At 47.8% G+C, this 26,504-nt stretch carries 39 protein-coding genes; all 39 read left to right on the plus strand.

Annotation, left to right across the window (positions count from 1 at the left end):
- Positions 1-31 precede the first annotated feature (31 nt).
- The 39 genes from ssb to MKZ11_RS05920 all read left to right on the plus strand — a co-directional run bounded on the left by ssb (position 32) and on the right by MKZ11_RS05920 (position 26,498).
- On the plus strand, positions 32-496 hold the full coding sequence (gene ssb, locus MKZ11_RS05730; protein ID WP_340793037.1) for a single-stranded DNA-binding protein: 465 nt from the start codon (positions 32-34) through the stop codon (positions 494-496).
- A gap of 20 nt (positions 497-516) precedes the next feature.
- Positions 517-1,209, plus strand: coding sequence for a hypothetical protein (locus tag MKZ11_RS05735; protein ID WP_340793038.1), 693 nt, complete (start codon positions 517-519; stop codon positions 1,207-1,209).
- A 24-nt stretch (positions 1,210-1,233) separates the two neighbouring features.
- Positions 1,234-1,605: a hypothetical protein gene (locus MKZ11_RS05740; protein ID WP_340793039.1), complete on the plus strand. Its 372-nt coding sequence runs from the start codon at positions 1,234-1,236 to the stop codon at positions 1,603-1,605.
- A 43-nt stretch (positions 1,606-1,648) separates the two neighbouring features.
- Positions 1,649-2,086 (plus strand): RusA family crossover junction endodeoxyribonuclease, encoded by a 438-nt coding sequence (locus MKZ11_RS05745; RefSeq protein ID WP_340796929.1) that lies wholly within the window; start codon positions 1,649-1,651, stop codon positions 2,084-2,086.
- 12 nt (positions 2,087-2,098) lie between these two features.
- Positions 2,099-2,728 (plus strand): 2-methylcitrate dehydratase, encoded by a 630-nt coding sequence (locus MKZ11_RS05750; RefSeq protein WP_340793040.1) that lies wholly within the window; start codon positions 2,099-2,101, stop codon positions 2,726-2,728.
- A gap of 54 nt (positions 2,729-2,782) precedes the next feature.
- Positions 2,783-3,046, plus strand: coding sequence for a hypothetical protein (locus MKZ11_RS05755; protein ID WP_340793041.1), 264 nt, complete (start codon positions 2,783-2,785; stop codon positions 3,044-3,046).
- A 171-nt stretch (positions 3,047-3,217) separates the two neighbouring features.
- Complete coding sequence (locus MKZ11_RS05760; RefSeq protein WP_340793042.1) at positions 3,218-3,400, plus strand: hypothetical protein; 183 nt, start codon at positions 3,218-3,220, stop codon at positions 3,398-3,400.
- Between the two features lie 3 nt (positions 3,401-3,403).
- Positions 3,404-3,772 carry a hypothetical protein gene (locus tag MKZ11_RS05765; protein WP_340793043.1) on the plus strand — a complete coding sequence of 123 codons (369 nt, stop codon included), beginning with the start codon at positions 3,404-3,406 and terminating at the stop codon, positions 3,770-3,772.
- A gap of 21 nt (positions 3,773-3,793) precedes the next feature.
- Positions 3,794-3,970, plus strand: a complete 177-nt coding sequence (locus MKZ11_RS05770; protein ID WP_340793044.1) for a DUF6877 family protein — start codon at positions 3,794-3,796, stop codon at positions 3,968-3,970.
- Positions 3,967-4,188: a hypothetical protein gene (locus MKZ11_RS05775; RefSeq protein ID WP_340793045.1), complete on the plus strand. Its 222-nt coding sequence runs from the start codon at positions 3,967-3,969 to the stop codon at positions 4,186-4,188. Before MKZ11_RS05770 ends, MKZ11_RS05775 begins: the two co-directional genes overlap by 4 nt.
- Positions 4,185-4,352, plus strand: a complete 168-nt coding sequence (locus MKZ11_RS05780; RefSeq protein WP_340793046.1) for a hypothetical protein — start codon at positions 4,185-4,187, stop codon at positions 4,350-4,352. The genes MKZ11_RS05775 and MKZ11_RS05780 overlap by 4 nt, the downstream gene beginning before the upstream one ends.
- Positions 4,349-4,573: a helix-turn-helix domain containing protein gene (locus tag MKZ11_RS05785; RefSeq protein ID WP_340793047.1), complete on the plus strand. Its 225-nt coding sequence runs from the start codon at positions 4,349-4,351 to the stop codon at positions 4,571-4,573. The genes MKZ11_RS05780 and MKZ11_RS05785 overlap by 4 nt, the downstream gene beginning before the upstream one ends.
- Before the next feature lie 31 nt (positions 4,574-4,604).
- A complete protein-coding gene (locus MKZ11_RS05790; RefSeq protein ID WP_340793048.1) occupies positions 4,605-4,838 on the plus strand; it encodes a hypothetical protein in 234 nt (77 codons plus the stop codon).
- A 34-nt stretch (positions 4,839-4,872) separates the two neighbouring features.
- Positions 4,873-5,127 carry a hypothetical protein gene (locus MKZ11_RS05795; RefSeq protein ID WP_340793049.1) on the plus strand — a complete coding sequence of 85 codons (255 nt, stop codon included), beginning with the start codon at positions 4,873-4,875 and terminating at the stop codon, positions 5,125-5,127.
- Positions 5,128-5,220: 93 nt separating this feature from the next.
- Entirely contained in the window at positions 5,221-5,439 is a 219-nt protein-coding gene (locus MKZ11_RS05800) for a DUF3954 domain-containing protein (RefSeq protein ID WP_340793050.1), read from the plus strand.
- Positions 5,440-5,451: 12 nt separating this feature from the next.
- The gene (locus MKZ11_RS05805; RefSeq protein ID WP_340793051.1) at positions 5,452-5,721 is read left to right on the plus strand and encodes a hypothetical protein; all 270 of its coding nucleotides are present in this window, start codon (positions 5,452-5,454) and stop codon (positions 5,719-5,721) included.
- A gap of 96 nt (positions 5,722-5,817) precedes the next feature.
- Entirely contained in the window at positions 5,818-6,051 is a 234-nt protein-coding gene (locus MKZ11_RS05810) for a hypothetical protein (protein WP_340793052.1), read from the plus strand.
- Between the two features lie 287 nt (positions 6,052-6,338).
- Positions 6,339-6,794 (plus strand): sigma-70 family RNA polymerase sigma factor, encoded by a 456-nt coding sequence (locus tag MKZ11_RS05815; RefSeq protein ID WP_340793053.1) that lies wholly within the window; start codon positions 6,339-6,341, stop codon positions 6,792-6,794.
- Positions 6,795-7,037: 243 nt separating this feature from the next.
- Positions 7,038-8,318: a site-specific DNA-methyltransferase gene (locus tag MKZ11_RS05820; RefSeq protein ID WP_340793054.1), complete on the plus strand. Its 1,281-nt coding sequence runs from the start codon at positions 7,038-7,040 to the stop codon at positions 8,316-8,318.
- A gap of 74 nt (positions 8,319-8,392) precedes the next feature.
- Positions 8,393-8,578 carry a hypothetical protein gene (locus tag MKZ11_RS05825; RefSeq protein WP_445327028.1) on the plus strand — a complete coding sequence of 62 codons (186 nt, stop codon included), beginning with the start codon at positions 8,393-8,395 and terminating at the stop codon, positions 8,576-8,578.
- Between the two features lie 45 nt (positions 8,579-8,623).
- On the plus strand, positions 8,624-9,529 hold the full coding sequence (terS, locus tag MKZ11_RS05830; protein WP_340793055.1) for a phage terminase small subunit: 906 nt from the start codon (positions 8,624-8,626) through the stop codon (positions 9,527-9,529).
- Positions 9,522-10,946 (plus strand): phage terminase large subunit, encoded by a 1,425-nt coding sequence (locus MKZ11_RS05835; protein ID WP_340793056.1) that lies wholly within the window; start codon positions 9,522-9,524, stop codon positions 10,944-10,946. The genes terS and MKZ11_RS05835 overlap by 8 nt, the downstream gene beginning before the upstream one ends.
- The gene (locus tag MKZ11_RS05840) at positions 10,939-12,441 is read left to right on the plus strand and encodes a phage portal protein (protein WP_340793057.1); all 1,503 of its coding nucleotides are present in this window, start codon (positions 10,939-10,941) and stop codon (positions 12,439-12,441) included. Before MKZ11_RS05835 ends, MKZ11_RS05840 begins: the two co-directional genes overlap by 8 nt.
- Positions 12,442-12,491: 50 nt before the next feature.
- A complete protein-coding gene (locus tag MKZ11_RS05845; RefSeq protein WP_340793058.1) occupies positions 12,492-13,433 on the plus strand; it encodes a hypothetical protein in 942 nt (313 codons plus the stop codon).
- A 159-nt stretch (positions 13,434-13,592) separates the two neighbouring features.
- The gene (locus MKZ11_RS05850; RefSeq protein WP_340793059.1) at positions 13,593-13,736 is read left to right on the plus strand and encodes a hypothetical protein; all 144 of its coding nucleotides are present in this window, start codon (positions 13,593-13,595) and stop codon (positions 13,734-13,736) included.
- A 38-nt stretch (positions 13,737-13,774) separates the two neighbouring features.
- Positions 13,775-15,007 (plus strand): hypothetical protein, encoded by a 1,233-nt coding sequence (locus MKZ11_RS05855; protein ID WP_340793060.1) that lies wholly within the window; start codon positions 13,775-13,777, stop codon positions 15,005-15,007.
- A gap of 14 nt (positions 15,008-15,021) precedes the next feature.
- Positions 15,022-15,414, plus strand: a complete 393-nt coding sequence (locus MKZ11_RS05860; RefSeq protein ID WP_340793061.1) for a DUF2190 family protein — start codon at positions 15,022-15,024, stop codon at positions 15,412-15,414.
- A gap of 15 nt (positions 15,415-15,429) precedes the next feature.
- A complete protein-coding gene (locus tag MKZ11_RS05865) occupies positions 15,430-16,482 on the plus strand; it encodes a hypothetical protein (RefSeq protein WP_340793062.1) in 1,053 nt (350 codons plus the stop codon).
- A 15-nt stretch (positions 16,483-16,497) separates the two neighbouring features.
- Entirely contained in the window at positions 16,498-16,857 is a 360-nt protein-coding gene (locus MKZ11_RS05870) for a hypothetical protein (protein ID WP_340793063.1), read from the plus strand.
- Positions 16,857-17,240 carry a hypothetical protein gene (locus tag MKZ11_RS05875; RefSeq protein ID WP_340793064.1) on the plus strand — a complete coding sequence of 128 codons (384 nt, stop codon included), beginning with the start codon at positions 16,857-16,859 and terminating at the stop codon, positions 17,238-17,240. The genes MKZ11_RS05870 and MKZ11_RS05875 overlap by 1 nt, the downstream gene beginning before the upstream one ends.
- Before the next feature lies 1 nt (position 17,241).
- Positions 17,242-17,670 (plus strand): hypothetical protein, encoded by a 429-nt coding sequence (locus MKZ11_RS05880; protein WP_340793065.1) that lies wholly within the window; start codon positions 17,242-17,244, stop codon positions 17,668-17,670.
- Between the two features lie 42 nt (positions 17,671-17,712).
- A complete protein-coding gene (locus MKZ11_RS05885; RefSeq protein ID WP_340793066.1) occupies positions 17,713-18,507 on the plus strand; it encodes a hypothetical protein in 795 nt (264 codons plus the stop codon).
- A complete protein-coding gene (locus tag MKZ11_RS05890; RefSeq protein WP_340793067.1) occupies positions 18,500-18,712 on the plus strand; it encodes an oligoribonuclease in 213 nt (70 codons plus the stop codon). Before MKZ11_RS05885 ends, MKZ11_RS05890 begins: the two co-directional genes overlap by 8 nt.
- 3 nt (positions 18,713-18,715) lie before the next feature.
- Positions 18,716-20,104 carry a phage tail sheath subtilisin-like domain-containing protein gene (locus tag MKZ11_RS05895; RefSeq protein WP_340793068.1) on the plus strand — a complete coding sequence of 463 codons (1,389 nt, stop codon included), beginning with the start codon at positions 18,716-18,718 and terminating at the stop codon, positions 20,102-20,104.
- 58 nt (positions 20,105-20,162) lie between these two features.
- Positions 20,163-20,603, plus strand: coding sequence for an endoglucanase (locus MKZ11_RS05900; protein ID WP_340793069.1), 441 nt, complete (start codon positions 20,163-20,165; stop codon positions 20,601-20,603).
- Positions 20,604-20,626: 23 nt separating this feature from the next.
- Positions 20,627-21,118, plus strand: coding sequence for a phage tail assembly chaperone (locus MKZ11_RS05905; protein ID WP_340793070.1), 492 nt, complete (start codon positions 20,627-20,629; stop codon positions 21,116-21,118).
- A 148-nt stretch (positions 21,119-21,266) separates the two neighbouring features.
- Positions 21,267-24,824: a hypothetical protein gene (locus tag MKZ11_RS05910; protein WP_340793071.1), complete on the plus strand. Its 3,558-nt coding sequence runs from the start codon at positions 21,267-21,269 to the stop codon at positions 24,822-24,824.
- Positions 24,825-24,837: 13 nt separating this feature from the next.
- Positions 24,838-25,488, plus strand: a complete 651-nt coding sequence (locus MKZ11_RS05915) for a LysM peptidoglycan-binding domain-containing protein (RefSeq protein ID WP_340793072.1) — start codon at positions 24,838-24,840, stop codon at positions 25,486-25,488.
- Positions 25,485-26,498 carry an XkdQ/YqbQ family protein gene (locus MKZ11_RS05920; RefSeq protein ID WP_445327029.1) on the plus strand — a complete coding sequence of 338 codons (1,014 nt, stop codon included), beginning with the start codon at positions 25,485-25,487 and terminating at the stop codon, positions 26,496-26,498. Before MKZ11_RS05915 ends, MKZ11_RS05920 begins: the two co-directional genes overlap by 4 nt.
- Positions 26,499-26,504: the final 6 nt, after the last annotated feature.

Below are 26,504 nucleotides of genomic sequence, written 5' to 3' on the forward strand. Positions count from 1 at the left end.
AGCTAAGTATCACAGATAGGGAGGTTTCACGATGATTAATAGAGTTGTCCTAGTGGGTCGGCTCACTAAAGATCCAGAACTAAAATACACCCAGGGTGGGGTTGCCGTTTGTCGATTCACCTTAGCCTGTAACCGATCGTTTAAATCGCAAAGCGGGGAACAGGAAGCTGACTTTATCAACTGCGTGACTTGGAGAAAGCAAGCTGAGAACACGGCGAACTTTTTAAGAAAAGGCAGTTTGACCGGCGTTGAAGGCCGCATTCAGACAAGCAGCTTTGATGGCCAGGACGGAAAGCGCGTCTTCATGACGGAGGTGGTCGCTGATAGCGTCCAGTTCCTTGAACCGCGCAATGCTTCCGCTGACCGGTCCAGTCAAGGTTCGCCGGATCGCAACGCTCAGCAAAGTCAGCAGCAAAACTACACACGGACTGATGATGATCCATTCACGACTGGCGGCGGGCCGGTTGAAGTTACAGATGATGACCTGCCATTTTAAAAAAAGAGGAGGAAATGACGATGGAAGTATTTGTTAAGTTTAATGACGGTCAAAAAATGAGTGAGATGGAGCTGAAGGGTGCCCCTCACGGAGCTGAAATAAATGTCATTTTCGGTTTCTTTGAAGCATTGGGCGTAACTAAGCCAACGCCTATACAAAATATGGGCGGATATAAGCAAGAGTCTCCTGGTGTGAAAGAAGTCCCTAAGCAAAAGGTGGCCGCGGCTCCTATTGAGGCTCCAGCAACTAAAAAGCCGGCTCCTGGTGTTTATACCAAATTTGTGACCGAAGAATTTGAAATGCCACCACTTTCTAAAAATGATCGGCTGGATGACATGATTGAAAACGCGTTGCGTCCATCGAAGCCGCGAGCGCTCCCGATGATCGGTAGTGAAAATCGAGCGCAGTTCCCTGTTGAAGAGATCGCGAGAGTTAGTCCTTCTCCAGATAAGAAAGTTGGTACTGAAGCGGAACCCGGCCACTGGGTAACAGGCATAAAGGTCAGTGAAAACGGTGGAAAACGTTATAAGTGCCGTTACTGGTGCGAATGCGGCTACAAGTCGAATATCTACATCCCGTTGGGTCAGGAATTCGTTTCTTGCTACGAGTGCAGCGCTGACATGTTTATTGAACCGGCCACAAAGACAGCTGATGAAAATGGCGTTCCAACAAGAGATCAAATGGGCAATTTCTTTATTGCAAACCATCAATAAAAACAAACCAGGAGGGCTAATATTATGCCAATTAAAAGCTTATTGAAATCAATCGTAGGTGTAAAAATGACGAAAGTAACAAAGGTTCGGATCGGCACAGTGGATCCGGCGAAGGATGCGCATCTTGACAAACTGCGCGCCGACCACGATGCAGAACATGATCGCGTAGAAGCTGAAATTAAAGCATTCATCAAGAAAATGAAGGCCGAGCACGGTCCTTCATGCAAGCGATTCAAGGAAGAAACTCACCAGACTTGGGAAAGTATTTTTGATGACCTGGGGATCAGTCAGGAAGATCGCGCTGAAGAATACAGCATCGATGGGAACGGAGTTATTTACCGTCATGACGAGGAGTTGATCGCGGGGGATCCAGAAGATGGCGGGATTTTTCATTGACTCTTAAACTGCCATTAAAAAATAGAAAGGTTGATAGACAATGATTCTCAAATTCACTGTATTCGGAGAACCAGTAGCCCAGGGAAGACCCAGGGCTTCGACGATAAATGGCCAGGTCAGGATGTATGATCCAGCCAAGTCTCGCGATTTTAAAAAGTATGTGAAATTGGTAGCTTCGCAGCATCGTCCGAAGGAGTTGCTCACCGGGCCATTAAGAATGGGCGTGAAGGTGTACAAACCTTCCTTGAAAAGTTTCTCGAAAAAGAAAGCTGCAGCTGCGGAAGCTGGAACGCTAAGACCTGTAACCCGGCCTGATGTTGACAACTACGTCAAAGGGGTCAAAGACGGGCTTACTCAAATCATTTGGAATGATGACAGCCAGGTGGTCGATTTGCAAGTTTCCAAGTATTACAGCTCTACACCCCGTGTTGAAATTGAAATTGAGGCCCTTGAATCTCAGGCGCATCAATTATCTATGTGAGGAGGATATCAAATGTCGTATGCAAATTTTAAAGCAGTTGTGAAAAAGGTCAACCTAAAGCCGAAGGGTGTCCAGGAAATTGTCCTGGAAGTATCCGGCGATGAATTGAGCGGGCAGTTAGAACGTCTGTCGAAAATGATTGACAATCTAGCGCAGATAGAGTTGGAGTCTACGATTGTCAATTACAACATTGAAATCAATGCTGCTACTCGAGAGCCTTTGATTGAATACAAGATCGATAAAGATGGCATTGTCGCAGAGGTCAAGGAACCGGAGCAACTGGAGTTCCCGGGCTTCCCTAAAGAAGTTATTGAAACCGAACAAGAAGAAGTCGCTCTTGATCGCGAGGCTGTGGACCAATTCATTTTAAGTGATATGGCCCCACCTTATGACGATCTGCCAGAAAACATGACTGACATTGCGAGGCGTCGGGTTGAAGGGGACTCCTATATCCGGTTGGCCGATGAATTGGGGATCAGTTCAGGTAAGATCGTTGAAATAATCGATGATTACAGATGCCGTATTGCTCCTCTTGCTCAAAAGTGGTGGGAATGGAAGCAAGGGCAACCGGAAACGCAGCCGGAAAACACGGATTCTGATACAGAAGCACGGGATGACGATGCTGACAAAGGCGTGGCATGAATTTGGTCGGGGCGGCTTATGGCTGCCCCTCCTTAAAAATTAAGGAGTGATCTCATGGAACGAAAATACTTTGAAATAAAGGTCGAGGCAAAATCGAAAGAGGAGCTTTCTGCACGTGTAGGCGACAACGAATCACGCGGCTTTGAGGTTGCCCGTTATTACGAATACGAAAAAGAGGGAAATTCCTGGTTGGATGGCGGTTATAGGAATCGGGACGGTGCGAAGTATCGACACGCGGGGAACTCTTCTCATAAGTTTTACGGGGCTGTAATGCGCCGGGATAACGATAAGCGCGAAAGAAGGCAGGCTCATGGATAGGCCAGCAAGCTTATTTATGATTTGTGACAATTGCCGTGCTGTCTTGATCATCCCGCAGCTAATTGAATACTCATTGGACCGCTTCAATTTTATTCATTGCGATGAATGTAAGCATATTCATGACGACCTTGTTGAATTAAAGAATTTCGCCAAGCGGTCGAGGGCTTATGAATGAACAAAGTTATTATTTCTGACGTTCGCCCTGGTTGGATGCGTCGTGAGGATGAAGGTGTCGCCTGCATGACTCGTTGCCGGCTGTATAGGCACTGTATCAGCAAGATGGGATTTGATTGCAAGAAGTTGGGCGGAGATAATATTCCGGTTCTGAAGGAAAGAAAAAATGGAGGTGCATGATCGTTGGTAGACACATGTAAAGTTTGTGGTTGTACAGATGAAAATGCTTGCGTGACTTCGGATGGTCCGTGCTGGTGGGCTGATTCACTCGAAAGAAATTTGTGTAGTTCCTGCGCTGATCGATCTCCTGTTGTAGACGAAACTATTCAATATGACAACCACGGACGCATGAAGTTTCACCCGGCTTACCACTTTAATCACGGCAACGAATACACGACGAAAGAGTTGGCCTATATTTGTCAGCATTACCGACTCGGAAACGTAAGGAATTTATCCATGGCCGTAGGGCGGACAGAGGGAACGTTGCGCTCGCTTGTTAACCAGTTGCGAAAAGACGGAGAATTTGAACTCTATAAAAATATGAACTTTTGAAAGACTAGGAGGATCAAGTGAATGACAGCATTAGAGCAAATAAACGCGATCTCCGGCCTCTTGCCGAAAGAAGTATTGAGAGACATCCAATCGCGATCGAGGGACTGGATAAATGGCGGCGGTGGCGAAGATGATCCATATATCTATCAACAGTTGCGATTCGCGAAGTATTTTTTGAAAGGAGGCCGCAGTGAATGAAGAAGGAGCGAGTGATCCGTAAAATAACCCCTTCCTTCGATAGAGCTGTCAATGAATCTAACTATGAAAAAGCACTAAAGGCCATGCCGGATTGGAAATCGTCAGACAAGGTCAAAGTTTACGGTGCAGCATCCATTCAAAGTGTGGCGGAGATAAGGTTTTCGGATGCAGCGAAACTGCTGAATAGGCTAACTGAAAAAGGAAGGATCTCGAGTTGATCGTAGGGGTACTGATTTTAGTCGTCGGATTATTTATGGTGTCTATCGGTGTTATAGGAATCACTAACGGAGAGGATCGTTTCGGCGTTAGCGCCTCAATCGCCGGGGCGCTTGCGGTAACTTCAGGATTGATAAAACTATTTCAGAAGATGGGGATATTATGATTCTAGCGAAAGAGCAGAAAAGGATCCTTCTTGATGAAGTCGATATTAATTGGGAATTTACAGATAAGGAGACCCTGGTTTTTCGAGAGTTGTGGGAACGAGGAGAAGATATTACGGAAATTGCTGATTGGCTGCGTCGTCCTGCGCTGGAGGTCGCACTGTTGATTATTGAGCAAGCGGAACTGGGGTATATAAAGCAAAGGGAAAACGGCTTATTTTAAGCTTCGACCAGAAGGAGGATGTTGAGTTGATATGGCTAAATATAAATGCGTAAAAGTTTTGGAATTAGATGTTTTTGATGATGACGGTTCATTTGTTGAAAATAAATACTTTGCGGTAGAAGTGGGAAGTGTTTGGGAAAAGGATGAAGAACCGTATAGATTCATTGCGGCAGCTGAGTCTGTTCGTTTGACGGATTCTAACGGTAGATGGATGGAGATATACGAGGATGACCTCGCAATTCATTTCGAACGCATAGACGCATAACGACCATTAAACTTCGCAGAAAGGAGTCAATAAAATGGACTTTAAAAAAATAAACAAACGTCAAATAATTTTACAATTAGCACTACAGGAAGCTTTTCGGAAACGTGACGAGTGCCAAATTCATTTTGATCAACTGGATAAAAAGCTAAGTACCATGACTGCCGACGGTTGTTCTTTTAATGAAAAAGACAAAGTGGTCGAGTCAATGACTTATTTGAAAAGCTGTCGTGACGATTGGCAGGAATCAATTGACCACATTAGGGAGTGGCAAGATGAATTAAAAATTTAATAGGCATATCGATTTATTTAAGCAGAACAGAAAAAAAGACAGGATTTCTCCCGTCCTTCAGCAAGGATATTATAACACACAGGAGGGGTTCCGTTGACTAGAAAGATAGAGATTAGTTTAAGTGAAAACGCGGTCTATAAGGTTGAAAATGGGAATCTGGAAAAAATAAGCCTGAATACGGACGCGGTGCTGGTGATTAAAAAGAAAGACTTAAAGCTCATAACGAAGCCGGAGAGCGGATTCGGCGAGCAGCTTATTACCTGGCAAGATGGAAAAATTCATACGGAAAAAGTGAGTTTTACCATGAGATAAGGGGGCGAAGATGTGGAGGATGTAGGGAACAAAATGATTTACCGTGACGGCTTCCTGATTATTATCATTGACCAGCATGTTGTTGACGCTGATCGATTGAAATGGCATGAAGGTGATGAGGGAATCGAAATGCTGACACTTAACGAAATATCCGATCAAATCAATACCGAGGGCGTCATTTACGTCTGGACCGAGCTCGGACTGAGTGGAAAGATTTATCAATATGGAAATTATGAAGAAATAGGCTGGTGCGTACACGGGAAAACGAAAGGTTATTCATAATAGGTCTACTGGAACAACCAGGGACACTGATTCAGCTTCGCGCTGCTTTGGTGTCCTTTTTTATTTGAAAATATCACAAACCGAGGAGCGCTTCAGATGAAAATTCTAATAAATATAGCAAACGTAGCAAGAACCGCTTTTTACTTAATTTTGTTCAATTTCCTTGCTTTTTGGATCGCTAAGGCGCTAATTTATTTCACTTTGTCCCTTAAATTGTACACGGCGTTCGGTGCGAGGTACGTCGCTGCTGCTGATCATACTATATTGGGCATCATGGCAACTTGCTTGGCGGTCGCCGTTGGTTGGAAGGGTGATGAACGTTTTTGGTGAGTTCGACCATATTGTTGATGCTAACAAAATGGTCAGTAGTCAAGTATTACTTAACAACTGGGGAGGGGTTATGACATGCGGACATTTAGAACGGAGTTTGCCAGATTGGGGCTTTCGCAACCGCGTAGACGAGAGGTAACGCTGAAGAGCAGCGAAACGCAAGACAAGCCGAAGGAACGACTGACAGATAGAGAGCTGCGCGATTTAATGGGGACCAATCGCCAGACGTACCACCGAAGGAATGGCGCGATAAGAAGTCGCTAATGGATGAGAGAGGATGGTGCATGATGAACCAGAAAAAAATAGAGCAATTGATTTATAACTATACATTCATGTTAAGAGAAGTGATCCGCTTAGAAAGTATGTACTACGGCATTGATTCCTCTCCGTCAAACAGAGGGGTAGCACAGTATGGGTTAGAGGCTGCAATGCCGAAAGGGTCGGCAATTCGCAGTAGGGCAGAAATGGACGCGATGGACAGGCGGGAGCTTCGTATGTACAACAGGATAATTGATTATAGGGCCAAGATCATCTTAATAGAAGATGCTGCGGAGTTATTGGAGAACGATGTCCACCGAGTTATTTTCGATTGCATGACTGATGGGATGAGTTATCGTTCCATCGGCCAGCACCTGGGCATGTCGCGGAATAGGTTGAATGAAAGCAGGAATGAAATGATCGAGTTTCTCCTTAACACAAACCACTTCAACCAAAAAAGCCAAAAAGGCCAAAAAGACCATTAAGGCCAAAAAGGCCATTTGGACCAAAAGGGGCCATTAAGGCCAAAAAGACCAAAAGGGACACGATTTCCCCTTTTTGAATCGATGGTTTACACTAGGGTTAGTTCCGGCGAGTTAAGCAAAGCGCTTGACGCTGGTTGCCTGAAGGACACGTTCTCCTTTAGGTAAAGTACATAGGCGAGCTCCGATCATTTTCATTGGTCGGAGTTTTTTCGTACCTAAAAATCGAAGGGGTGAGGTAGAAGTATGCTGATAAAGAAAATGAAATTGTCTGACCTGAAGCCAGCTCCATATAACCCGCGGGTCGATCTGCAACCAGGGGATCCTGAATATGAGCAATTAAAAAGATCCGTCTTGGAGTTCGGCCTGGTAGAGACGATCGTTTTCAATCAAAGGACCGGATATGTAGTAGGCGGCCATCAGCGGCTGAAGGTTCTGGAAGAATTGGGATACGAAGAACTCGATGTGTCCGTTGTCGATTTATCCGATGATCAGGAAAAGGCGCTCAATGTGGCCTTGAATAAAATATCAGGGGATTGGGATGTTCTGAAGCTCAAAGATTTACTGGATGAGCTAGGCGACAGTGGCTATGATGTAGCGCTAACTGGTTTCGAGTCCGGCGAGTTAGAGGAAATGCTTGACTCTTTGCCGCAAGATACCGAATTAAACGATCCTGTCGAAGAGGATAACTTCGATGTGGAGCAAGCGCTGGAAGATATTAAGGAACCCGAGACGAAGCACGGCGATGTCTGGAAGCTCGGCCGTCATCTGCTCGTTTGTGGTGATGCTACAAAAATAAGCGATATTGATAAATTGATGGGTGAAGATAAAGCAGATCTCGTCATTACAGATCCCCCATATAATGTGGCCATAAAAAGTGACTCAGCAGAACTGAATGAGTCAGGCCGCGGCTTAATCATGAATGATGATATGTCGGATGCGGACTTTGACATCTTCCTGGATGAAGTCTTCAGGAGCTACGCTCATTTAATGAGTGATGCTGCCGGTATTTATGTGTTCCACGGATCCTCTTATCAAAGAGAATTCCAGAATGCGATGAACGCCAACGGATTGGAAATCAGGCAACAGTGCATATGGGTGAAGAATGCGCCTGCCTTTGGTTGGTCTCAGTATAGGTGGCAGCATGAACCGTGTTTCTATGCATTTAAGAAAGGTAAAGCGCCGAGTTGGTATGGCGGCAGAACGCAATCAACCGTTTGGCGTGCTGGTTTACTTGAAGATGTTCCTGAACCATCCACTGTATGGGAAGTAAGCCGTGGAAACATAAATAATTATGTCCACCCTACACAGAAGCCTTTGGAGCTTATCGCGATTCCCCTTGTGAACAGTAGTAAGAAAGGAGATATTGTTGTTGATTTATTCGGCGGCAGCGGATCCACTCTTATGACCTGTGAACAAACTGATAGGGAGTGTCGAACGCTAGAGCTTGATCCTGTATTTTGCGATGTCATAAAACGACGCTTCTATGAATCTGCAGGAATAGAGCCGGTCTTGGTTAACGGATAATAAGAACAGGGGGGATAACCGTGCAGCAAAAAGGCATCAAGCCTATAAGTGACGAAGAGCTCGACTTCTTAATAATGGAGCGCGAGATCGAGTTAGCGAGTAACCTCATCGATTCTAAAGAGAAGTACCGGAAGATCATAAATGCAGGCATTGCTCGTTGGGTGAAGGATTTCCAGAACGGCCAGATAAAGATCGAGACCGTTGACGACTTGAAGAAGCTGATCGAGATTGACCTGGAGCTTCAGAAAGATGATTACTGAAAACGAACACAGCACGAGTAACGCTGGAGGTGGCGGTGATGTGAAATGCCGGATTGGAATGAAATAAGGCAAGAGTGGGAAACCAGCAAAATCACTCTTAAGGCTTTGGCAGAAAAGTACGGAGTGAAAATCGGGACGCTGAAAAGCAGAAGAAGCCGCGAGAAGTGGTCGCGTGATTCCCCGTTAAAAAAAGATGCATCCGTTAATGAAAGGGATGCAACCCCTGCTGATAGGGATGCAACCCCAAGAATGGGCCCTCCGACAGGCAACAAGAATGCAGTTGGCAATCGCGGCGGAGCGCCAAAAGGAAATCAGAGGGCTGCGGGTAACCGTGGAGGTAGACCGGCATACGGCAATAAAAATGCTGTTACCACCGGCGAATATGAAACGATCATGTGGGACTTTTTAGATGAAGATGAAAAAGAATTATTCGACTCCATCGAGACTGACCCCCTTTATCAAATAGACATAACCATACGGGAGCTCTCATTGAGGCAGCGGCGCATGATGAAAAGAATAAGAGAGATCGAGGACGGATTGAGCGAGAAGGGGCGGCGGGTACTGCAAGAGTTGAAGAACTCGAAGGACGTTCATTTGGTTGAAAAAGACGGTGTGAGCAGAAAAGTCCCCATTAATAGATCCGCTCTTGTCGTGACGCAAGTCGAGGAAAATCAATTCCGAAAAATAGACGATCTATTGAGTATTGAAGAGGCGTTAACCAGGATAACTAACCAGCTTGTTCGATCCGTCAAGCAGAAGCATGATATGGAGAAAGCCTATTTGGAACATCCATTGAAATTGGATCAGCTGCGTGCTGGTATTGACAGGGTGAAGGCTGAGACGGAAATCCTGAATGGTGAGAAGGGTAACGGCGGCGCCGATGATTGGGTGAACGTGTTAAAAGAAGTGGCTGAAAAGCGTCGTGCAGTCCAGGTGAATCGCGATGAGTAATAAGCCGTATAAAGTCATGGTTGACCTGATTGACGTGTACTGGGATGATCCTGTGGCTTTTGCCGAGGATATTTTAAGCTTCCACCCTGACGTTTGGCAGCGGGATGTATTAAATGATTTAGCGGGCAACCCTTTTGTGTCTGTCCGGTCCGGCCAAGGTGTCGGGAAGACAAGCGTTGAAGCGGTGGCCGTTATTTGGTACTTGTGCTGCAGGCCGAATTCAAAGATCGTTTGTACTGCCCCGACTAGGCAGCAGCTGAATGACGTTCTTTGGGCGGAAATCGCCAAGTGGATGGAGTCCTCTCTTGTAAAAAACTTTTTAAAGTGGACCAAGACGAAGGTGTACATGGCTGGCAACGAAGAGCGTTGGTTTGCCACTGCCCGGACGGCTACTAAACCCGAAAATATGCAGGGGTTTCATGAAGACTACATGTTATTTGTTGTTGACGAGGCTTCAGGCGTTGCAGATAACATCATGGAGGCGATCCTCGGAACGCTTTCAGGCGCGGAAAATAAGCTGTTGATGTGCGGCAACCCGACGAGAACGAGCGGCGTTTTTTATGATTCCCACCACCGGGATCGAGGGGATTATAAGGTCCATAAAGTGAGCAGTTGGGACAGTTCCAGGGCGAGCAAGGAAAACATCGAGCGCCTCATCCGCAGATACGGAGAAGATAGCGACGTTGTCCGTGTCCGTGTCTATGGTGATTTCCCTAAAAGTGAGCCTGATACATTTATCCACCTGGAAAAAGTAGAGGCGGCCACAATGCGGGAAGTTTACGGAGAAGAGTACGGCTTTGCGATCCCGGAAGACGCCCCGCTTGAAATCGGAGTGGACGTTGCACGGTTCGGGGATGACCAGACTGTCATATGCCCTCGGATCGGTCATTTTGTTCCTTACCTAAAAACCTACAGCAAGCAAGACACGATGGTTACGGCTGGTAATGCGCTTATGTTGGCAAAGGCCTTAATGTTAGAATACGGCCGTCCTTCCTGCGTTATAAAAATTGACGACGACGGAGTGGGCGGCGGCGTGACTGACAGGCTGCGCGAAGTGGTGTATGAAGAGGGCTTGCATATTGATGTTATTGACTGCCACAACGGCGGGAGGGCCATTGACTCAGACCATTATGAAAACTGGGGCACTGAGTCCTGGGCGACCATTCGTGATTATTTGCACGACGGCGAGATCCAGCTGCCTGATGATGAAGATCTAGTCGGCCAGCTGTCTACTAGGAAATACCGAATTACTTCTAAGGGTAAAATACACCTGGAAAGCAAAGATGATATGAAGAAAAGAGGCTTGCGTTCACCCGATAGGGCGGATGCGGTCGTTTTGGCGTTTGCTAAGACAGGAAAAGAGGCGCTTGACGATGATGTTGCGGCGCTGTTAAGAGGAGTGAGGGTTCATGGCTGAATGGATTGATCGGGCTGTCGGGGAAATGTCAAAGATGCGTGATAGCTTTCGCGGTCGTTTCGGATGGGGAACAACTACCGGAACGCTCGGCGGGGGTTACAAACTCGACAGTTCGCGTGTTGATTATGAATTAGCGAAGGCGCTCTATTACAATACCCAGGATGAATATAAGCTCGGCGCCGGCTTTGCCAAGATCATTATTAATAACGCGGTCAGCTTCATGGGTGTCCCTTCGTTTAAAAGCGGCGACAAAGAAGCGCATGCCGTATTGGAAAAGTTCTTTTTGTCCAATCAATCCAATATGCAAAAAACCACAAGAAACGGCCTTCGCGATGGCGATTGTTTCGTTTGGATCACTCGTGAAGATGTGAAGGACATGACTCTTTATCCTGAAGAAAAGACCCGTTTGATTTACAACGTCCTTCCTCCTGGGCAAGTGAAGGAAATTAAAAGAGATCCATTGACCGGCGATGTAGAGGAGTACGTGCTGGTCTCCATTCACGAATGGGAAGATGATCGCAAAAACAAGAAAAAAGGAACGATTACGCAACGGATCCGGCGGAGAGAGAAAATTATCGAGGTTGAAGGGGACAGACCTCCCGATGTCGAGGTCGGCGCTCATCCAACGCCTTGGGATTTTATCCCGATTATTCATTTTAAAAATGAGGGGGATGAAGGAGTCTTCGGCCAGTCAGACCTGGAGGCAGTTGAGCCATACCTGAAGGCCTATCATGATGTCCTGTTGCACGCGATGAAGGGGTCTAAGATGCACAGCACGCCTCGCTTGAAGTTGTCGTTAAAAGATGTGAGGTCTTTCTTGCTCAATAACTTCGGCGTGACGGATCCTAAGCAGTTCGCTAAAGATGGCGGCGAGATCAATCTTGATGGCCACGAGCTCATTATGCTTACTGATGGGGAAACGGCGGAATTCATTGAAGCGAGATCAACAACCGGCGACGGTAAGGCGCTGCTGAAGCTCCTGTTTTATTGTATTGTCGATGCTTCAGAAACTCCGGAGTTTGTATTCGGTGTCCATACACCTTCCAGTTTGTCTTCAGTTAAAGAGCAAATGCCCATCTTGATCCGTTCAATTGAGCGTAAGAGGGAGCACTTTGTTGATAGTTGGCAGCGTCTGGCTCGGATCGTCTTGGCTATGACAGCTCACTCGGAGAATAAGCACTTCGAGACGTTTGCCACGGATGTTAAGTGGGCTAATATTGACGCGAGAACCGGCGAGGAGATTAGTGCTGAGTTGCTGAACATTGTGAATGCGCTTGTTGCTGCAGTTAGCAATAACTTGGCCAGTGACGAGGCTGCCGTTAACTACCTGGCCCGACATATCAACACCATGAATGAATGGGAAGTTGATGAGGGGGAGAGTGAGCAAGACCGAATCACGAAGTCTCGCTTAAATAGGTTGCGTATGCCGGATACCGAAGATCTCGAAGAGCAGTTGAAGATTATTAATCGGCAGCTCGGGAAGGGTGATGGCTGATGGATGAATTCGAAGACCTGGGAAACAACACCGGGATATATTTACTTCTTTTGTTGCAGTCCAGGAAGAAGTTGATCGAGTTGATCCTGCGGCAAGATAAGGAGATCCGTCGCATTTACATTGAAGCAACGGACCAACTAGCCAGGAAGATCAAGGATCTTGACAAGATTGGCGCGGCCTATCGGATAATGGAACACCTTGACGAATATTTAAGGTTCACATCTGAAGCTATTGAAAGTAAATTGAAGTCGCTTTTTAGTAGCGGTTTGTCCATTAGTGTTGAGGCGGGGCTGCATCAGTCGAAGCAGACGACGCTATCTTTGCTGAAGCGCGTAAAAATGGATTGGCAGCCTATGGAGCGTTCTTATTTCAGGGTTCACCACGAAGCTGTGCAAGCTATGGAGTTCAGGACTTTAAAGGGCTTGAATCTGTCTGATCGAATTTGGGGGCAGAGTCAAAAAGTAAGAGCTTCGATGGGGACGGTTATTCAAGAGGCTATCGCTGCAGGTGAGCACCCGGTCCGTGTTGCGGAAATGTTGCAGAGGTATGTAAGGGATGGCGCTAATTCGCTTGTCACGGAATATCCCAATATGATGGATCGGATCGGGGATGGATTGCCGAAAGATTTGAGTTATGAATCATTGCGGCTTGCCCGTACTGAAATGGCGGCAGCTTACGGTGAAGCTTCAGTAAGATCGGCCGAGCTTAATCCGTCCAATTTGGGCATTCAATGGAGTTTGTCCAACGCAGGGGTCGCGTGCTCCGTTTGTCAAGATAACGCGGCGCACGACAGCGGTTTAGGTAGAGGCGTTTATAAGTTGGAGGATTTGCCTGATTACCCAGCTCACCCTAACTGTTTGTGCAACTTGTCCGAGGTCGTGGAAAATACGGACGACTTCCTAGAACGACTCGTTGAATGGAATGCAAATCCGCACACGCACCCGGATTTAGAAAGCTGGTACCAGACAGTTTATAAAACAGGAAAATTGTAAGGAGGTTTTTATTATGAGTAGAGTTATCTTTTCTAGCGAGGAGTTGCAGCGCAGTTTGGAAGAGTGGCAGAAGCGATTGCGCCTTCAAGATTGGATTATAAAGGCTAAAATCGTTCGTGGCAGGGAGTTCGACAACGACAACAACCAGGGCGAAATTAGTTGGATCCTAACCAAGAAGATGGCCACGATATTAATATTGGACCCCATCGATTATCCGTCGGATGTGATGGTCTCGCAGGACATGGAGAATTGCTTGGTACACGAATTACTACACCTGCACTTTGCGCCTATTTCCGAGAGTGATTCAGGCAGTTCGCTTCATGTTGAAATAGAGCAGGCCATTGAGTCCATTACGTCTGGAATCATATCTAGCATTAGAGGGAGGTGAGAATGTGAATAAGATCTTTATATGCGGAGAAATGGCTGAAAATAAAAACAAAGTCTTTCAGCTATTCGGCGGCACGACCGGCGAAATGAAAGCTGATGATATTCCTGCTGCTTCTTCAGTAAATATTGACGAGCTGAAGAAGGGGGATACCGATCCGTTGGAAGTGGTGGTGGAGATCCCGGCCTCGAGATCAAAGCGTGGCTGGAATTATACAGCGGAATCCCTACGGAATATCGTTGACGCAGTTAACAGCAGCACGCTGAATGGATTTCTCGGCCATCAGAAACCCGAGGATGTCAGTAATCAGTTTCTTCCCCCTGTCACCCATTGGGTCGGCGCTAAAATGGTAGGTGAGATTGCTTACTTTAGGGGAGTGGTTGACGCTGCTGCGACGGACCTTAAAAGATGGATCCGTTCCGGCCGTATTAAGCAGGTGTCTATTTTCGGTATGCCTAAAATCCAAAAGGTAGCCGGTGAAACAAACGTCATCGGATATAAGCCTATGTCCATCGATTGGACGCCACTTGATCGCGCGGGAATGAATACCCGTATTGTCGCCATGTCCGGCGAAATGTGGGACTTGGACGGTGATGGTCCGTCCGGTGAAATGGAAACAGGAAAGGAAGGAAAAACAATGAATCCAGAAGAATTAATGGCGGCATTAAAAACCATGCTCGCTAACAAACAATTGACAGTCCCGATGATTGCGGGAGAAATGGGTTGGAAGCCAGAAGTTATTGCGGCGGACATTGACCAAAAATGGGCGAATGAAATCACTTCATCTGTTGATAAATTGAAAAAAGTCGAGGAGGCTCTCGGCGTATCCGGTGAAATGGACGTCGTGGCGATCGCTACAGATGCAGCGAAAGCATTGAAGCAGCAAGAATCGGCTGGGTTTGAAAAGGTTATCGGTGAAATGATCGGTAAAAAGATTGAGTCCGACGCGATCAAGAAAGATATCGCCGACGAGAAGACTGTCATCGGAAAGCTCTGGTCCTATCATTCAGCCGGGATCACTCCTGGAATGACTGAAGAGCAGATGGCTGGTGAAATGGACTCGTTCCTTGCGGATGAAAGCGTGAAATCTATCATCAGTAACTATCACACAGATGGCCCTGCTTTGCGCGGGACTCCATCGGGTAACCAAGGCACGTCCAGTTTGAAAACTAAGCGCACGGCGCTATAAGGAGGGATTTACGCATGGCTTACAAAGGGCAAGCAGCACCAACAACAAGCTACCAAGTATACCGCGCTAAAGTATCTGACGGGAAGTCGGTCAAGGTCGCGGTTCCTGCAAGTACAACGATCGATGTCAATAGCTTTTATGAGCTTGGCGGATTTTTCGGGCCAGCATTCCAGTCGGTTAAGACTAAAGCTGGAGAAACGTCTGAGGTCGTTCTTAATATCGAGCAGGCTGAGTATGAGACGAATCAGATTCAGACGACAGAGGACTTTGCAGCGGGTGATCCAGTTTACTTCGCTGATGGGAAGTTCACGACCGATCCAACAGACGCCCCCCGTCTTGTTGGCCGAGTTACTGAAGGAAAAGATCAAAATAACGTCATCTGGTTCATTCTTGGACCACAGGTTTAAGGGAGGAGTTAAACAATGAGAATCCATTCAATTGAATCACTAAAAGAAAAGCGTCGCAAAGGAACCCATGAAGCTGAGGTTCCTTTTTTATTGGACGGAAAAGAAGAGGCTGTCACAAAGAAAATTGTTGACGGTGAAATGGAGACCTATGAGCTTGGTAAGCCGATTGGCGAAATGCTTACATCGGATATCGTGCGAAAAGAATTGATCCAGAAAGTAGTCCTTGATGTTGAAATGGGACGCGAAGAGGTGCCTGTACTTTATGGTCCAATCTTTGACCGTATCGAGGATGCTAATTTCCCGAAGGAGTTCGAGGCCAAGTGGGCGCAGCGCGGAACGGTCATCTTCTTCGAGCACATCGAAGGTCAAGAGGTCAAGTTCGGCAGCTTGCAGGCTGAGAGCGGCCCAATCGCGCGGCTCAAAGGGTTTTCTGCTGGGTTCGAATATACAAAGGAAATGCAGATCTTTAACCAGACATTCAACTTTGAAATGTTGAACAAAGCATTTGGTGAAGCGCACAACGCTTTGCTCAACCACTTGCACCTGGGACCGTTCATCGGTTACACGTACAAGGCGGCCAATAAAACGGCTCCTGTCTATGTTAAGCCTGACGGCAATAAGGGCACGGCGAGCGATGCTCATTACATCCTATCTTTACGGGAAACGCTAAGGCAGGCGCTGAAAGATACGCGCACCGCAAAGCGTCCCGGCACAATCCTGCTTGCCAATTCTGCTGACCAGGAGGATATCCAAGATGCGCTAGGGAGCATGACGCTTCAGGCGACTCCATACGGCGCCACATCGGGGATTTCCGACATCATCTATTACGACGGTTGGGAGACGGACGTTGCGAGAAAGTCGCATGCTTATCCAGGAGTGCCACAAGGTAAAGCCTACCTGATTCGTCCTAAGCGCGGATTTAAAGAGCTTGTAAAACAAGGGTTGCAAATCAATTCGTCAATCGGTGATCTGACTCGTCTTGTTGAGGCTCAAATCGTCGGTGACTTCTGGAGAGGCACATTCTTGGCCATTGATGAAAACGTTCAGGAGATTACGCTACCTGGCTGATAAGGGGTGACTTAATTGGAGCCGACAGTTATTTTAATTAAAAGATTGCGACTTATGGTGAATGATCCTATTCCGGCCAATGGGACAGGTTCCCCGTTATTTACTGATGAGGACCTGAGGGTGATGTTCTACGAACACGAAAGTATATTCTCTTTGGCTTCGGAAATTTGGACCATCAAAGCCGGGCTAATCCAGGGGGATATCCAGTCCTATTCGGCTGGGAATGAAAAGTATGACTTGACGTCAATGAAGGATCGTTACACCCACGCCCTGGCAATGGCGAGGCTATATGACGATAAGGCGGAAGCTGAAAAAGATCCAGGCGAGCCGGACACAAGCCTTATATTAAAGTTCCGCACGCCGGACGTGATGTGATGATGAATCTTGTCGAAATGCGCAGGCAGCATACGCGGTGGTCCATTGATCAGAACCCGGCTGAAATCATTGTCAAAAGAACGGAAAAGAAAAAAGCTGAGGGCCACATCGCTGTTGTTGAAACCGATGAAGGTCCTTTTGTTGTACGCGTTTTTGTTTCCAGTTCCAACACGAGTCAAAAAGTCACCACGCTTGCCGGTGAAAAGCAGGTAGACCGCTATTTTGGCTTGCTTGCAGATCACGAGGCGGATATTCGTGCCGGAACCAACGTTAAAGATGAATTCGAGGCAATGGGGATGAAGTTCCTCGTTAAGGCGATCTATCCACAAACTATCCACGGTCAGGTAACTGGCTATCAAGGGGAGCTCGAGAGGGTGAATTAATATGACTTTTGGCACTGAAGCAAGAGCGCATTTAGACAGAAAGTTAGCCGGCTTGCATGCCCTTGCGGAGAATATCGGGAAAGACATGGAAAAGACCGCTAAAAACAATGCTGCTTGGACTGATCGAACAGGCAATACTCGACAGGCGATCCATGGTGGCGCGGATAAAACGGACAAGGGTGCCGTTATCTATTTAGCTCACGGCTCGAAGATCGGTCTTTATCACGAAATGGGGACCGGGATATACGGACCAAAAAAGCGGCCTATCGTACCGACGACAGCTCAGGCGCTTCACTTCTCTATTGGTGGAAAAGCCATATTTGCGAAGTCCATAAAAGGTATGCAAGCGAAGCCTGTCATTGATCCGACCGCTGATAGTAGATGGCCTGATATTAAGCGTCAAGTCAGGTCTTATTGGGGGCGTACCTAAATGAGGGGCGCGATAAGGGATATGTTATTGGCTGGCGTACCTATGGTGAAAGGGGAAGTTTGGGAGCCGTCTGCGGCGGGTCCTGATTTGCCGAAACCCCACCTTGTGCTGCGTGAAGGGGCGCAAAGTAGCGGCGAGGCTTATGCGGATTTCACAACCGTCTATGAAGTTTGGCCGTATGTCGAACGCACGACTTTTAAGCGCGTTGACGAGCTTTCGAAGGAAGTAATTGGGGCCTTGCATCGTAAGAGGTTTGACGTGCAGGGAATCCCTCATTACATCGAATACGCAGGAACGGCCACAGAGGACATAGTTGACGAAGAGTGGGACGCGCTCACTCGCGGCCTGCGCTTCCAGGTCTATTCACTGGCCTGGCTGTTGCATGCGCCAATCGATCCGGATCCTGTCACGGCCATGCGGCTATGGTCTGCCGAAAGATTTCCCGAGCTGCAGACGAATCCGACCGCTTGGTCCCCGTCCAATTCGAACCCTGCACTTTATTGGCGGCAAGAGTCTACATCGGCCATCGAGCCGACGAGTTGGGGATCCTGGTTAACTATGCAATTAAGAGGGCACATCATTTCTCCTGATGTGTCTATTCGGCGTGTCTATGTGGAGCAAGTCGTGCGAAGGCTTGCGATCGACAACAGAACCTATATGACAGACGGATCAAAGATGAACTTCCAAACGGCGGCAGCTGACAGCGGCTACGATCCGTTCGGCCAAGGGCAGATAACGCTGACCGTTAAGTTCGGGGTTCTCAAAGATGCGAAAAATTTAAGCTTCCTGAAGCATGTCTATTTTGATGAAAAGTTAGGTGGTGAATCCCATGTCTAAAGACAAACAGGTCACGGCGGATCAAGTCAAGAAAGCACTTGTCGCTGAGACCACTTATAAGCGCGAGGAGATCGAAGCGGCACCGTCTTCTTTCGGTGTGTTGCCAGAGGTATTGGCTGGCGCTTTACGTTTAGTTGATGGCGAGGAATTGTCGAGAAGTCAGGTCCTTGCGGCTATTGAAAAATTCAAGAAAAGGAAGGTGTAAAGCATGTCAATTGGAGCAATGTTTAAGCTCGGTGAACAAAAGATTCGCCCTGGTGTTTTCGTCCGCTGGTATAATGCCGGCGGGTATAAAAGATACTCGCGGCCACTCGGTGTTTCTGCGGCTGTTATCAAGTCAAACTGGGGGCCGATTGGTGAAGTTGTCACACTGGATACAGGCGAAGACGTAAAGGATAAACTCGGAACCGGCTTAGGCCCTGACGTGGTTAATGAAATATTCGAGGGCGGCGCTTCGTTCTGTCACACAGTCAGGATCGGCACAGGCGGCCAACCGGCAGAAGTGGACCTGGAAGCCGAAACCGAAACAGTGAAGCTGCGGACAAAGTACCCCACGTCCAGGAACTTTAGCGTGACTGTGAGGGAGGCTCTTGATCCTGCATTAAAAGAGATCATTCTGTTTGAAGGCACCCGACAAATTCAGTCGTTAACTTTCGCGAAGGGTGAAAACGAAGCCTCGGCACTTCTTGAAGTCGTTAATGCGGAAAGTAAATACTTAACGGCCACAACCGCTGGATCCGGTGAAGTAGAAGTCGTCATAAATGAACCTCTTTCTGGCGGAGCAGATCCAGATACTGTCGGGGAAGATTACACCGACGGAATGCAGCATCTTGAAACTAAGTTCTTCGACTCGATTACGGTTGATTCAGAAGACGCCATTATCCACGCTGCACTTCATGCGTTTGTAAGACGAAAAATTCGAGAAGGTTACCGCATGACGATGGTCGTTGGTGAAAAGCCGGATGTTTCTTTTGAAACGCGCAAGTCCCACGCCAAGGCCTTTAATGACTTCGCGGTTGTTTATGTAGGGAATGGTGTCGAAACGACGACAGGGGGAATCGTGGGCGCAACTGCTGCGGCTCGCGTGCTTGGCATGCTGGTCTCTGGGTCCTACAAGTCCAGCCTGACTAAGAACACGATTACAGGCGGTGTTGGTCTTATCGGTGAAATGACTTCGAATGAATATAACGAAGCGGTTCAGAGCGGGATGATGGTCTTCTCTCTCAATCCGGACAGCATTCCTCAGATTGATTACGGAATCAATACCCTTGTTTCCCTTGCTGAAGACGAGGATGAGGGTTGGCAGAAGCTGCGTCGCGTTCGTACTCGCTATGAGCTGATCGACCGTATCGCTATCACGATTTCCAAGGCTATGGCGAACAACATCGATAATGGCCACGACGGCAGGCAGTTCGTCATTCAGCTTGCCAATGGCATCATCGGTGAAATGATCGGTGAAGGCGGATTGGAAAGCGGAGAAATGATTATAGATCCAGTTACATCGCCGCAGGGCGACTCGGCTTGGTTTAAGTTTGACAATCTTGTCGATCTAGATGGGCTTGAAAAAGCTTATTTGGCGTTCGGGTTTCAGTATTAATAAATAATTGAGAAGTCACCTTCGCGGGTGGCTTTTTTAATTTCAGGGAGGTAAAAGCATGGATGGAAGATATACATTTCGACGTTGTATTCCTGTCGATCAAATAGATATTGCAAACGTTCAACCTGGGGAATTGCTTCAGCGTGAATGGGGTTTTCGCGTTAACATGCCACCAGAAATGCAGGAGCAGCTCGATAGTGGAGAGTTTGATCCACGAAATATTTTGCACGGCGTGGATGGCGAGCTTTATGACGAGGATGGAAATTTCTTAGCGGAAGTGAACACGTTCCACGCGCAGATGAGCTTTAATACGGCTGATTATCAAGCGGCTGGTGAGTGGGTCGAGTGGGGTATTACAACGGGTTACTCGTTTACTCTCACATTCACAGAGACTGTCGTTCGTGATTTGTTGCTCGTTAAGATTCTTGATGGATTTAAAAAAGGTGCTCGCTTGCCGGATCTAACGTTCACAGCTGTCTTGCGTTCGCACCAACGATAAAAACAACTATTGGAGGAATTTAAATGTCTGAAGAAAAATTAAATCAAGAAGAATTGCTGGCTGTTGAGAGCTCCGTTCTCAGCGGCCTTTTGGCTGCACACCAGGATCAGAAAGATGATACGACGACAATTGAAATTGCCCGGAAAGGGAAGGTGTTGTTTTCTTTCGACATCCATGCCTTGACAGAGAAGCAGTACCATGATTTGCAAGATAAAGCGACGAAATTCCGTAAGGCGAAAAACTTGGGCGGAGTGAAAGTTGCTGAGGAAACGGATATCACACGCTTCAGGTCGCTGCTCATTTATCATGCGACCGTGAAGGAAGATCGCCAGAAGATTTGGGATGACAAGGAAGCCTGGAGGCAGCTGAACGTTCCAAACGGGATCCACCTGATTGACGTTGTTCTGAAGGCCGGGGAAAAGAAAGCCATCATTGATAAGATTGACGAAATTTCCGGTTATACCGACGATGCGGACGAAATCATAAAAAACTCATTAGGGCAGGAGGACGAATAACGCTCCTGCACGAGATTTTTCAACGGACCGGGAAATTGCCGGACGAAATCATGAATCTTCCTGACGGCATGCGCAAGTTTGCCTTGTTGTCGATGGAGGTTAAGTTGATTGAAGAAAATGAGCGGCGGAAGAACGGAGGGGTAGTTTAATGTCGAAGGAAGTTTATCGCATTGAGATCCCTATCGAAACGACCGACAAGTATTCCGATGGATTAAAAAGAGCTGAAAAAGATGTTAAAGGCTTTGAGGATACTGCTAAAAAAGCAGCAAAAAGCACCAAGGAACTGGGCAACACGTCCGAGGATGCAGCAAAGAGCGTAAGCAGGGTAGGCAGCTCCGCTCGCGGTTCTGAAAGAGAAGTCACGAGATTCCAGTCTACCGTTCAAAAAACGAGGGATCGACTCAGATCCCTCACTTCTTCTAGTTGGAATCTGACTGTTCGAGCGGTGGACCATGCCACAAGGGTAATCACCGGCGTCAATTCGCTCATCCATCGTACTGCGAACCGGAGCTATAGCTTCACTCTTCGAGCGGTCGATATGGCGACCCGAACTTTAGGGGGGATAAAGCGAGCTATAACTAGCATACCGGCTATGGTCACTGTTGCTTTATCCGTTGTCGGGGTTAATAAGTTAAAAGAAGCAACCGTCGGTGCGGCCATGAATTTTGAGGATTATGGCGTGGCGATGAACCATTGGCTTAAAGGTGATCAGAAGGCTCAAAAAGAACTGATGACCTGGATGGGGCGGAAGGCGGATAAGACGCCATATAGTTCCGCTGATATTTTCCCAGCCATGACAGGGGCCGTCGCGCTGGCTGGCAACGATCAGAAAAACATACAACGTTTGACGAGTGCGGCTATTGATATGGCCGCTTTGTCAGGCGGACAGCAAACTGTTGAGGATGCCATGCAGGCGTTAACGAGTGCAAAAATGGGAAACATGACCAGGATGAAGCTAGGCTTTAATATGCAAATGTCAAAAAAAGAGTATGACAAAATAGGTTTTAATGGCTTTATAGATCGTGTAGAGGCTGAATTCAAAGGCGGCGCTGCGGCGTTATCGAAGACGGGTAGAGGTATGCTAAGTACCTTATCAGGGTATATGTCGTCCCAATTCCGTATGCTCGGTGATGGGATCCTGGAAGGCATGAAGCCGCGATTGCAAGCCATAAATGATTGGCTTGATGATAACCAGGATAAGTGGGGCGCTTGGAAAGAAACGCTCGTCAAGGCTGGTCACGAAGCGTCTGAGTGGACCTTTTCTAAGTTGGAGAAGGGCTTTGACTATTTAAAAACGAATTATCTCGAAAATGAAGATTTTAAAAACCTGGACTTCAAAGGTAAAATCGGATTCATTATGGCTGACGTGTCCGGCTGGTGGAGCGGCACGGCTAAACCTACGCTAGACGCCTGGTGGGAATCGTCAGGCAAACCGTGGGCAGCAGAAATGGGGCTGACCATCGGAGAGGCGATATTCGAAGGGTTGAAATTAGGCCTCTCGAAAGGCCTTGGCACCCTGGGAGATATGTGGGGCGGTGTGAACGAAACAGCTAAGGAACATGGTGTGTTTTCTAAGGAAACAGCTACTTCGGCGGGCGGGGCTGGCGTGGCGACGCTTGGCGCTGGCGCTCTGGCGGCCATGGCTTTATCTCCGCTGTTGAAAGGCGTAGGCGGCATAATGAAGGGCGCGAAATGGGCTGGCGGCGGCTTACTTGGTGCGGGCCAGCGGATAATGGGGGGAGGTAAAGGTTCAACGCCACCCGTTGTCGCTCCTAATTTAAAACCTAGTAGCGCAGGGAAACCGGAACCACAAAAGGCGTCAGCACCACCAAGGAATACCCCAGTGATCTTAGATCAACACGGGAAGCCTTTGCCACCTTCAGGTGCGAAACCGGCATCAGCATCGACGCCAGTACCGAAGCCTTCAAAGGCTCCTAAGTTACCGAAAGGTATTTCTGGCGCGATGAAAAAACTGCCTTTCCTCGGGACGTTACTCAGCGCGGTAGCAATAACCAATTCAACTAAAGAGGGGCTGCCCGGAGCGATCGGTGCCTTTGGTGGAGGTATTGCTGGCGCTAAAGGAGGGGCAATGGCGGGGGCTGCTATAGGCTCCGTTGTTCCTGGCGTCGGCACCGCGATTGGTGCAGGGGTCGGAGGTCTTGTTGGTGGTATTGGAGGTGCCGTTGGAGGGGAGTGGTTAGGCGGAAACTGGGACATCATTAAGGAGAAGGCTGCTGACGTTGCTGGGTGGATCGGCACTAAGTTTAATAGTGCACGAGAGGTCACTTCGGCCACTTTACTTAATGGTGAATGGTGGGGCGGAAAGTGGGATTCAATAAAATCCGGAGCGGAAGCAGCGAGTACCTGGGTAGCCGACAAATGGAATGCGGGATTGGATTCAGTCAAAGGTGGAGCCGACTGGGCAAGTGGAAAGGTTGGTGCTGGTTTAGACGCCGTCAAGAGCAAATGGGGAGAAATATCCGGCTGGTTTGATAATACTGTTTGGACCCCCATTTCAGACGGGGCGATAAATGCCATGAACTTCACAGCCGGCCTCTTAGATATCGGACAAGAATGGGCAAAGGAAAAGTGGTCAAATTTTTCTAATTGGTTCGACGATGCTGTCTGGACTCCTATTTCAGACGGCGCTACAGCTGCCGGTCAGTGGATATCAGATAAGTACACCGCATCTAAAGAGCGGGTGCTGGGAACTTGGTCGGACTTTAATCAGTGGTTTTCCGATTCTGTTTGGGAACCTGTGAAAGAAGGAGCAACCATCGCCGGTCAATGGATATCTGATAGATACGGAGAGGCTAAGGGTTGGGTCCAGGAGAAATGGGGCGATGTTAGTGATTGGTTTACCGAAGCTATATGGACTCCTATTCAAACCGGGGCTGCCATTTCTGGTCAATGGATATCTGATAGATATACCGAATCGAAGGACTGGATACAAGGTGCATGGTCTGACTTTTCGGGGTGGTTCGACGAAGCAATTTGGGCTCCTGTGAAAGAGGGAGCCGCTGTTTCCGGTCAGTGGATTTTTGACAGGTATTCCGAAGCAAGAGACTTCGTACAAGAGTCCTGGTCTGGAGTATCTGGTTGGTTTTCGACCAATGTATGGGATCCGGTAAAATCGCTAGGCGAAGCAGCAGCCGACGGGATTAAGTCTGCTTTTGATAGCGCGAAAGAAGGAATCACATCCGCATATAATTGGGCAAAAGGAAAATGGGACGACGTCAAGACTTGGACGACAGGAGTCACTAAACGAGGAGAGGAAATTACAGGAGTTTCTCCTCGCAAATACGCAAAGGGGACGAATTTCCACCCAGGCGGTCCTGCAATTGTCGGGGATGGCGGTGGTCCTGAATTGATCCGTTATCCTGGCGGCGGCTTATCTTTATCCCCTGGGGTGGACACGCTCATGAATTTACCGAAAGGGACATCGGTGTTGTCCCATCGTGACACCAGAAAAGTGTTCGGCAATGTGCCGGCTTATGCTGACGGAATCGGTTTCCAATCAAGCGCGGCGCCTGCAATTGTCGGAGGTGGCGGCAGTCCTGCTCCTGTGAGTGCGATCCATGTAAGTGCACCTGTAAGTGTCGCGATCGAGGGATCTGCCACTGATCAAGAAATCATAAATGAAGTGCTCAGCAAATTCGGCAAAGAAATGACGGCCAAATTGCTGGAGGCGCTTGCTAACAGATAGAGGGGGTGAAGGTATGCAGTTTTCTTTTTTAGATCCGGTTACAAAGGAAGTCGTCATATTGCCGATCGGCCCCACGAGAATGGGGGCGGTCATCGGCACAAAGGTGTTGAGCTTTGAACCCACGACCCTCGGGATCGTCGAAGTTCCGCGTGGAAGATTGCCTGTTAAGTTCTCCTTAGACGGGTTGTTGCCTGGGGAGTTTCAGTCCATAGAGCGCCAATCGGAATTGACTCCGGAGGAAATTGTTGAGAAGTTCCGCGGGTGGGCCGACGCGAAAGGCGCGACCGGAAAAAAGTTGCGCTTCATTGTAACCGGCACTGACTGGAATATACCTGTTTTCTTCAATTCCTTTAGTCCTGAGTATTCTGGCGGTGGTGGCGACATTCATTATAGCTTGGAAATGACAGAGTTTCGTGACTTCGTCGTCAAAGAGGTGAAGCCTCAATCCTCCGGGAAAGAGACTGTTCGTGAAACTAAGCCGAAGCCAAAGACTTACACAATAAAAAAAGGCGACACCCTTTGGGCGATCGCTCGTAAGCATACAGGCAGCGGCGCGAAGTGGACCGAGATATGGAGTTCCTTCAAGTCAACGAGCAGGAGTAAAAACCCCGACCTGATCTATCCAGGCGAAACCATAACGATCCCGGCAGCGTGGTTGAAATGATTGATTTGACTAAAGTTGACTATCGTTTAACTTTGTTGCCTCCATCCGGTTCGAAGATTGATATTACTGATTTAATGCAATCGGCCATACTTGAAGAAATGGAAGGTCAGGTGGCGGCCAAGCTCGCGGTCAATATTAAAAATATCAAGAGGGATGATGGTTGGATTCACCAGCACGCGTACCTTGCCAAGAGGATGGTGCTCGAGGCGACTGACGGCAACGGGTGGAAAGAAGTCTTTCGGGGATCCAGTTTCGTCTGGAAAACGACATCTGAAGATCATACCGTTGACTTCATTGCTTATGATCCGAATTATCGCCTGGTGACGTCAAAGGAGCACTATTATTTCAAAACCGGAATGACGGGAGCTGGGAGCGTTAAAGTGATCGCGGGTGAATGGGGCATTCCCCTGGGGAAAATAGACGGCCCGAACGTCTCGCTCATTAAGAAGATGTACCGCGGTTATCTATCCGACACAATCAAGGAACGGTTTAAAGAATCGAGCGAAAAGGGCGACAGTGGTTATATCGTCCGTTCGACATTAGGCAAGCTCGACGTTGTTAAAGAAGGAATGAATTCAACCGTTTATGAATTGACTGACGCGACGACTGAAGGTAGCTCTGATGAACATTCCATTGATAGCGGATTTGTCACTCGTGTGAAAATTTACGGTAACGAAGCAAAAGAAGCACGGCCAAAAGTGGAATCAGTCATAAGTGGCAGAACTGAACTCGGAATCATGCAAGAGATCCTTTACAAGTCCGACTTCGATAATGCCGGGGCTGCGAAAGCTGCAGGAAATGCAATTCTCAAAGAGAAGGGAAAGCCTGAGATTAGTCGCCCGCTCAATCATCCTGATATCCCTTGGATTAGAAAGGGAGATAAAGTATCAGTTGCATCCGGCACGATCGGATCCATGAAAGACGGTGTTCAGGTAGGAATTAATTGCATTGTGAAAAGCGTGACCCATGACATAGTCGCAAAGAGGATGAGGCTTCAACTGAAAGGATAAAGGAGG

Origin of the sequence: Sporosarcina sp. FSL K6-1508, assembly GCF_038007465.1 — a bacterium.
GTDB lineage: Bacteria > Bacillota > Bacilli > Bacillales_A > Planococcaceae > Sporosarcina > Sporosarcina psychrophila_B.

Coding starts and splice junctions, on each gene's coding strand:
- MKZ11_RS05770 (WP_340793044.1), top strand. CDS start 3,794: ATGACAGCATTAGAGCAAATAAACGCGATCTCCGGCCTCTTGCCGAAA.
- MKZ11_RS05905 (WP_340793070.1), top strand. CDS start 20,627: ATGTCTGAAGAAAAATTAAATCAAGAAGAATTGCTGGCTGTTGAGAGC.
- MKZ11_RS05735 (WP_340793038.1), top strand. CDS start 517: ATGGAAGTATTTGTTAAGTTTAATGACGGTCAAAAAATGAGTGAGATG.
- MKZ11_RS05810 (WP_340793052.1), top strand. CDS start 5,818: ATGAAAATTCTAATAAATATAGCAAACGTAGCAAGAACCGCTTTTTAC.
- MKZ11_RS05890 (WP_340793067.1), top strand. CDS start 18,500: ATGTCTAAAGACAAACAGGTCACGGCGGATCAAGTCAAGAAAGCACTT.
- terS (WP_340793055.1), top strand. CDS start 8,624: ATGCCGGATTGGAATGAAATAAGGCAAGAGTGGGAAACCAGCAAAATC.
- MKZ11_RS05885 (WP_340793066.1), top strand. CDS start 17,713: ATGGTGAAAGGGGAAGTTTGGGAGCCGTCTGCGGCGGGTCCTGATTTG.
- MKZ11_RS05820 (WP_340793054.1), top strand. CDS start 7,038: ATGCTGATAAAGAAAATGAAATTGTCTGACCTGAAGCCAGCTCCATAT.
- MKZ11_RS05875 (WP_340793064.1), top strand. CDS start 16,857: ATGATGAATCTTGTCGAAATGCGCAGGCAGCATACGCGGTGGTCCATT.
- MKZ11_RS05750 (WP_340793040.1), top strand. CDS start 2,099: ATGTCGTATGCAAATTTTAAAGCAGTTGTGAAAAAGGTCAACCTAAAG.
- MKZ11_RS05915 (WP_340793072.1), top strand. CDS start 24,838: ATGCAGTTTTCTTTTTTAGATCCGGTTACAAAGGAAGTCGTCATATTG.
- MKZ11_RS05895 (WP_340793068.1), top strand. CDS start 18,716: ATGTCAATTGGAGCAATGTTTAAGCTCGGTGAACAAAAGATTCGCCCT.
- MKZ11_RS05740 (WP_340793039.1), top strand. CDS start 1,234: ATGCCAATTAAAAGCTTATTGAAATCAATCGTAGGTGTAAAAATGACG.
- MKZ11_RS05760 (WP_340793042.1), top strand. CDS start 3,218: ATGAACAAAGTTATTATTTCTGACGTTCGCCCTGGTTGGATGCGTCGT.
- MKZ11_RS05910 (WP_340793071.1), top strand. CDS start 21,267: ATGTCGAAGGAAGTTTATCGCATTGAGATCCCTATCGAAACGACCGAC.
- MKZ11_RS05860 (WP_340793061.1), top strand. CDS start 15,022: ATGGCTTACAAAGGGCAAGCAGCACCAACAACAAGCTACCAAGTATAC.
- MKZ11_RS05900 (WP_340793069.1), top strand. CDS start 20,163: ATGGATGGAAGATATACATTTCGACGTTGTATTCCTGTCGATCAAATA.
- MKZ11_RS05835 (WP_340793056.1), top strand. CDS start 9,522: ATGAGTAATAAGCCGTATAAAGTCATGGTTGACCTGATTGACGTGTAC.
- MKZ11_RS05865 (WP_340793062.1), top strand. CDS start 15,430: ATGAGAATCCATTCAATTGAATCACTAAAAGAAAAGCGTCGCAAAGGA.
- MKZ11_RS05840 (WP_340793057.1), top strand. CDS start 10,939: ATGGCTGAATGGATTGATCGGGCTGTCGGGGAAATGTCAAAGATGCGT.
- MKZ11_RS05785 (WP_340793047.1), top strand. CDS start 4,349: ATGATTCTAGCGAAAGAGCAGAAAAGGATCCTTCTTGATGAAGTCGAT.
- MKZ11_RS05790 (WP_340793048.1), top strand. CDS start 4,605: ATGGCTAAATATAAATGCGTAAAAGTTTTGGAATTAGATGTTTTTGAT.
- MKZ11_RS05775 (WP_340793045.1), top strand. CDS start 3,967: ATGAAGAAGGAGCGAGTGATCCGTAAAATAACCCCTTCCTTCGATAGA.
- MKZ11_RS05825 (WP_445327028.1), top strand. CDS start 8,393: ATGGAGCGCGAGATCGAGTTAGCGAGTAACCTCATCGATTCTAAAGAG.
- MKZ11_RS05795 (WP_340793049.1), top strand. CDS start 4,873: ATGGACTTTAAAAAAATAAACAAACGTCAAATAATTTTACAATTAGCA.
- MKZ11_RS05880 (WP_340793065.1), top strand. CDS start 17,242: ATGACTTTTGGCACTGAAGCAAGAGCGCATTTAGACAGAAAGTTAGCC.
- MKZ11_RS05815 (WP_340793053.1), top strand. CDS start 6,339: ATGAACCAGAAAAAAATAGAGCAATTGATTTATAACTATACATTCATG.
- MKZ11_RS05920 (WP_445327029.1), top strand. CDS start 25,485: ATGATTGATTTGACTAAAGTTGACTATCGTTTAACTTTGTTGCCTCCA.
- MKZ11_RS05755 (WP_340793041.1), top strand. CDS start 2,783: ATGGAACGAAAATACTTTGAAATAAAGGTCGAGGCAAAATCGAAAGAG.
- ssb (WP_340793037.1), top strand. CDS start 32: ATGATTAATAGAGTTGTCCTAGTGGGTCGGCTCACTAAAGATCCAGAA.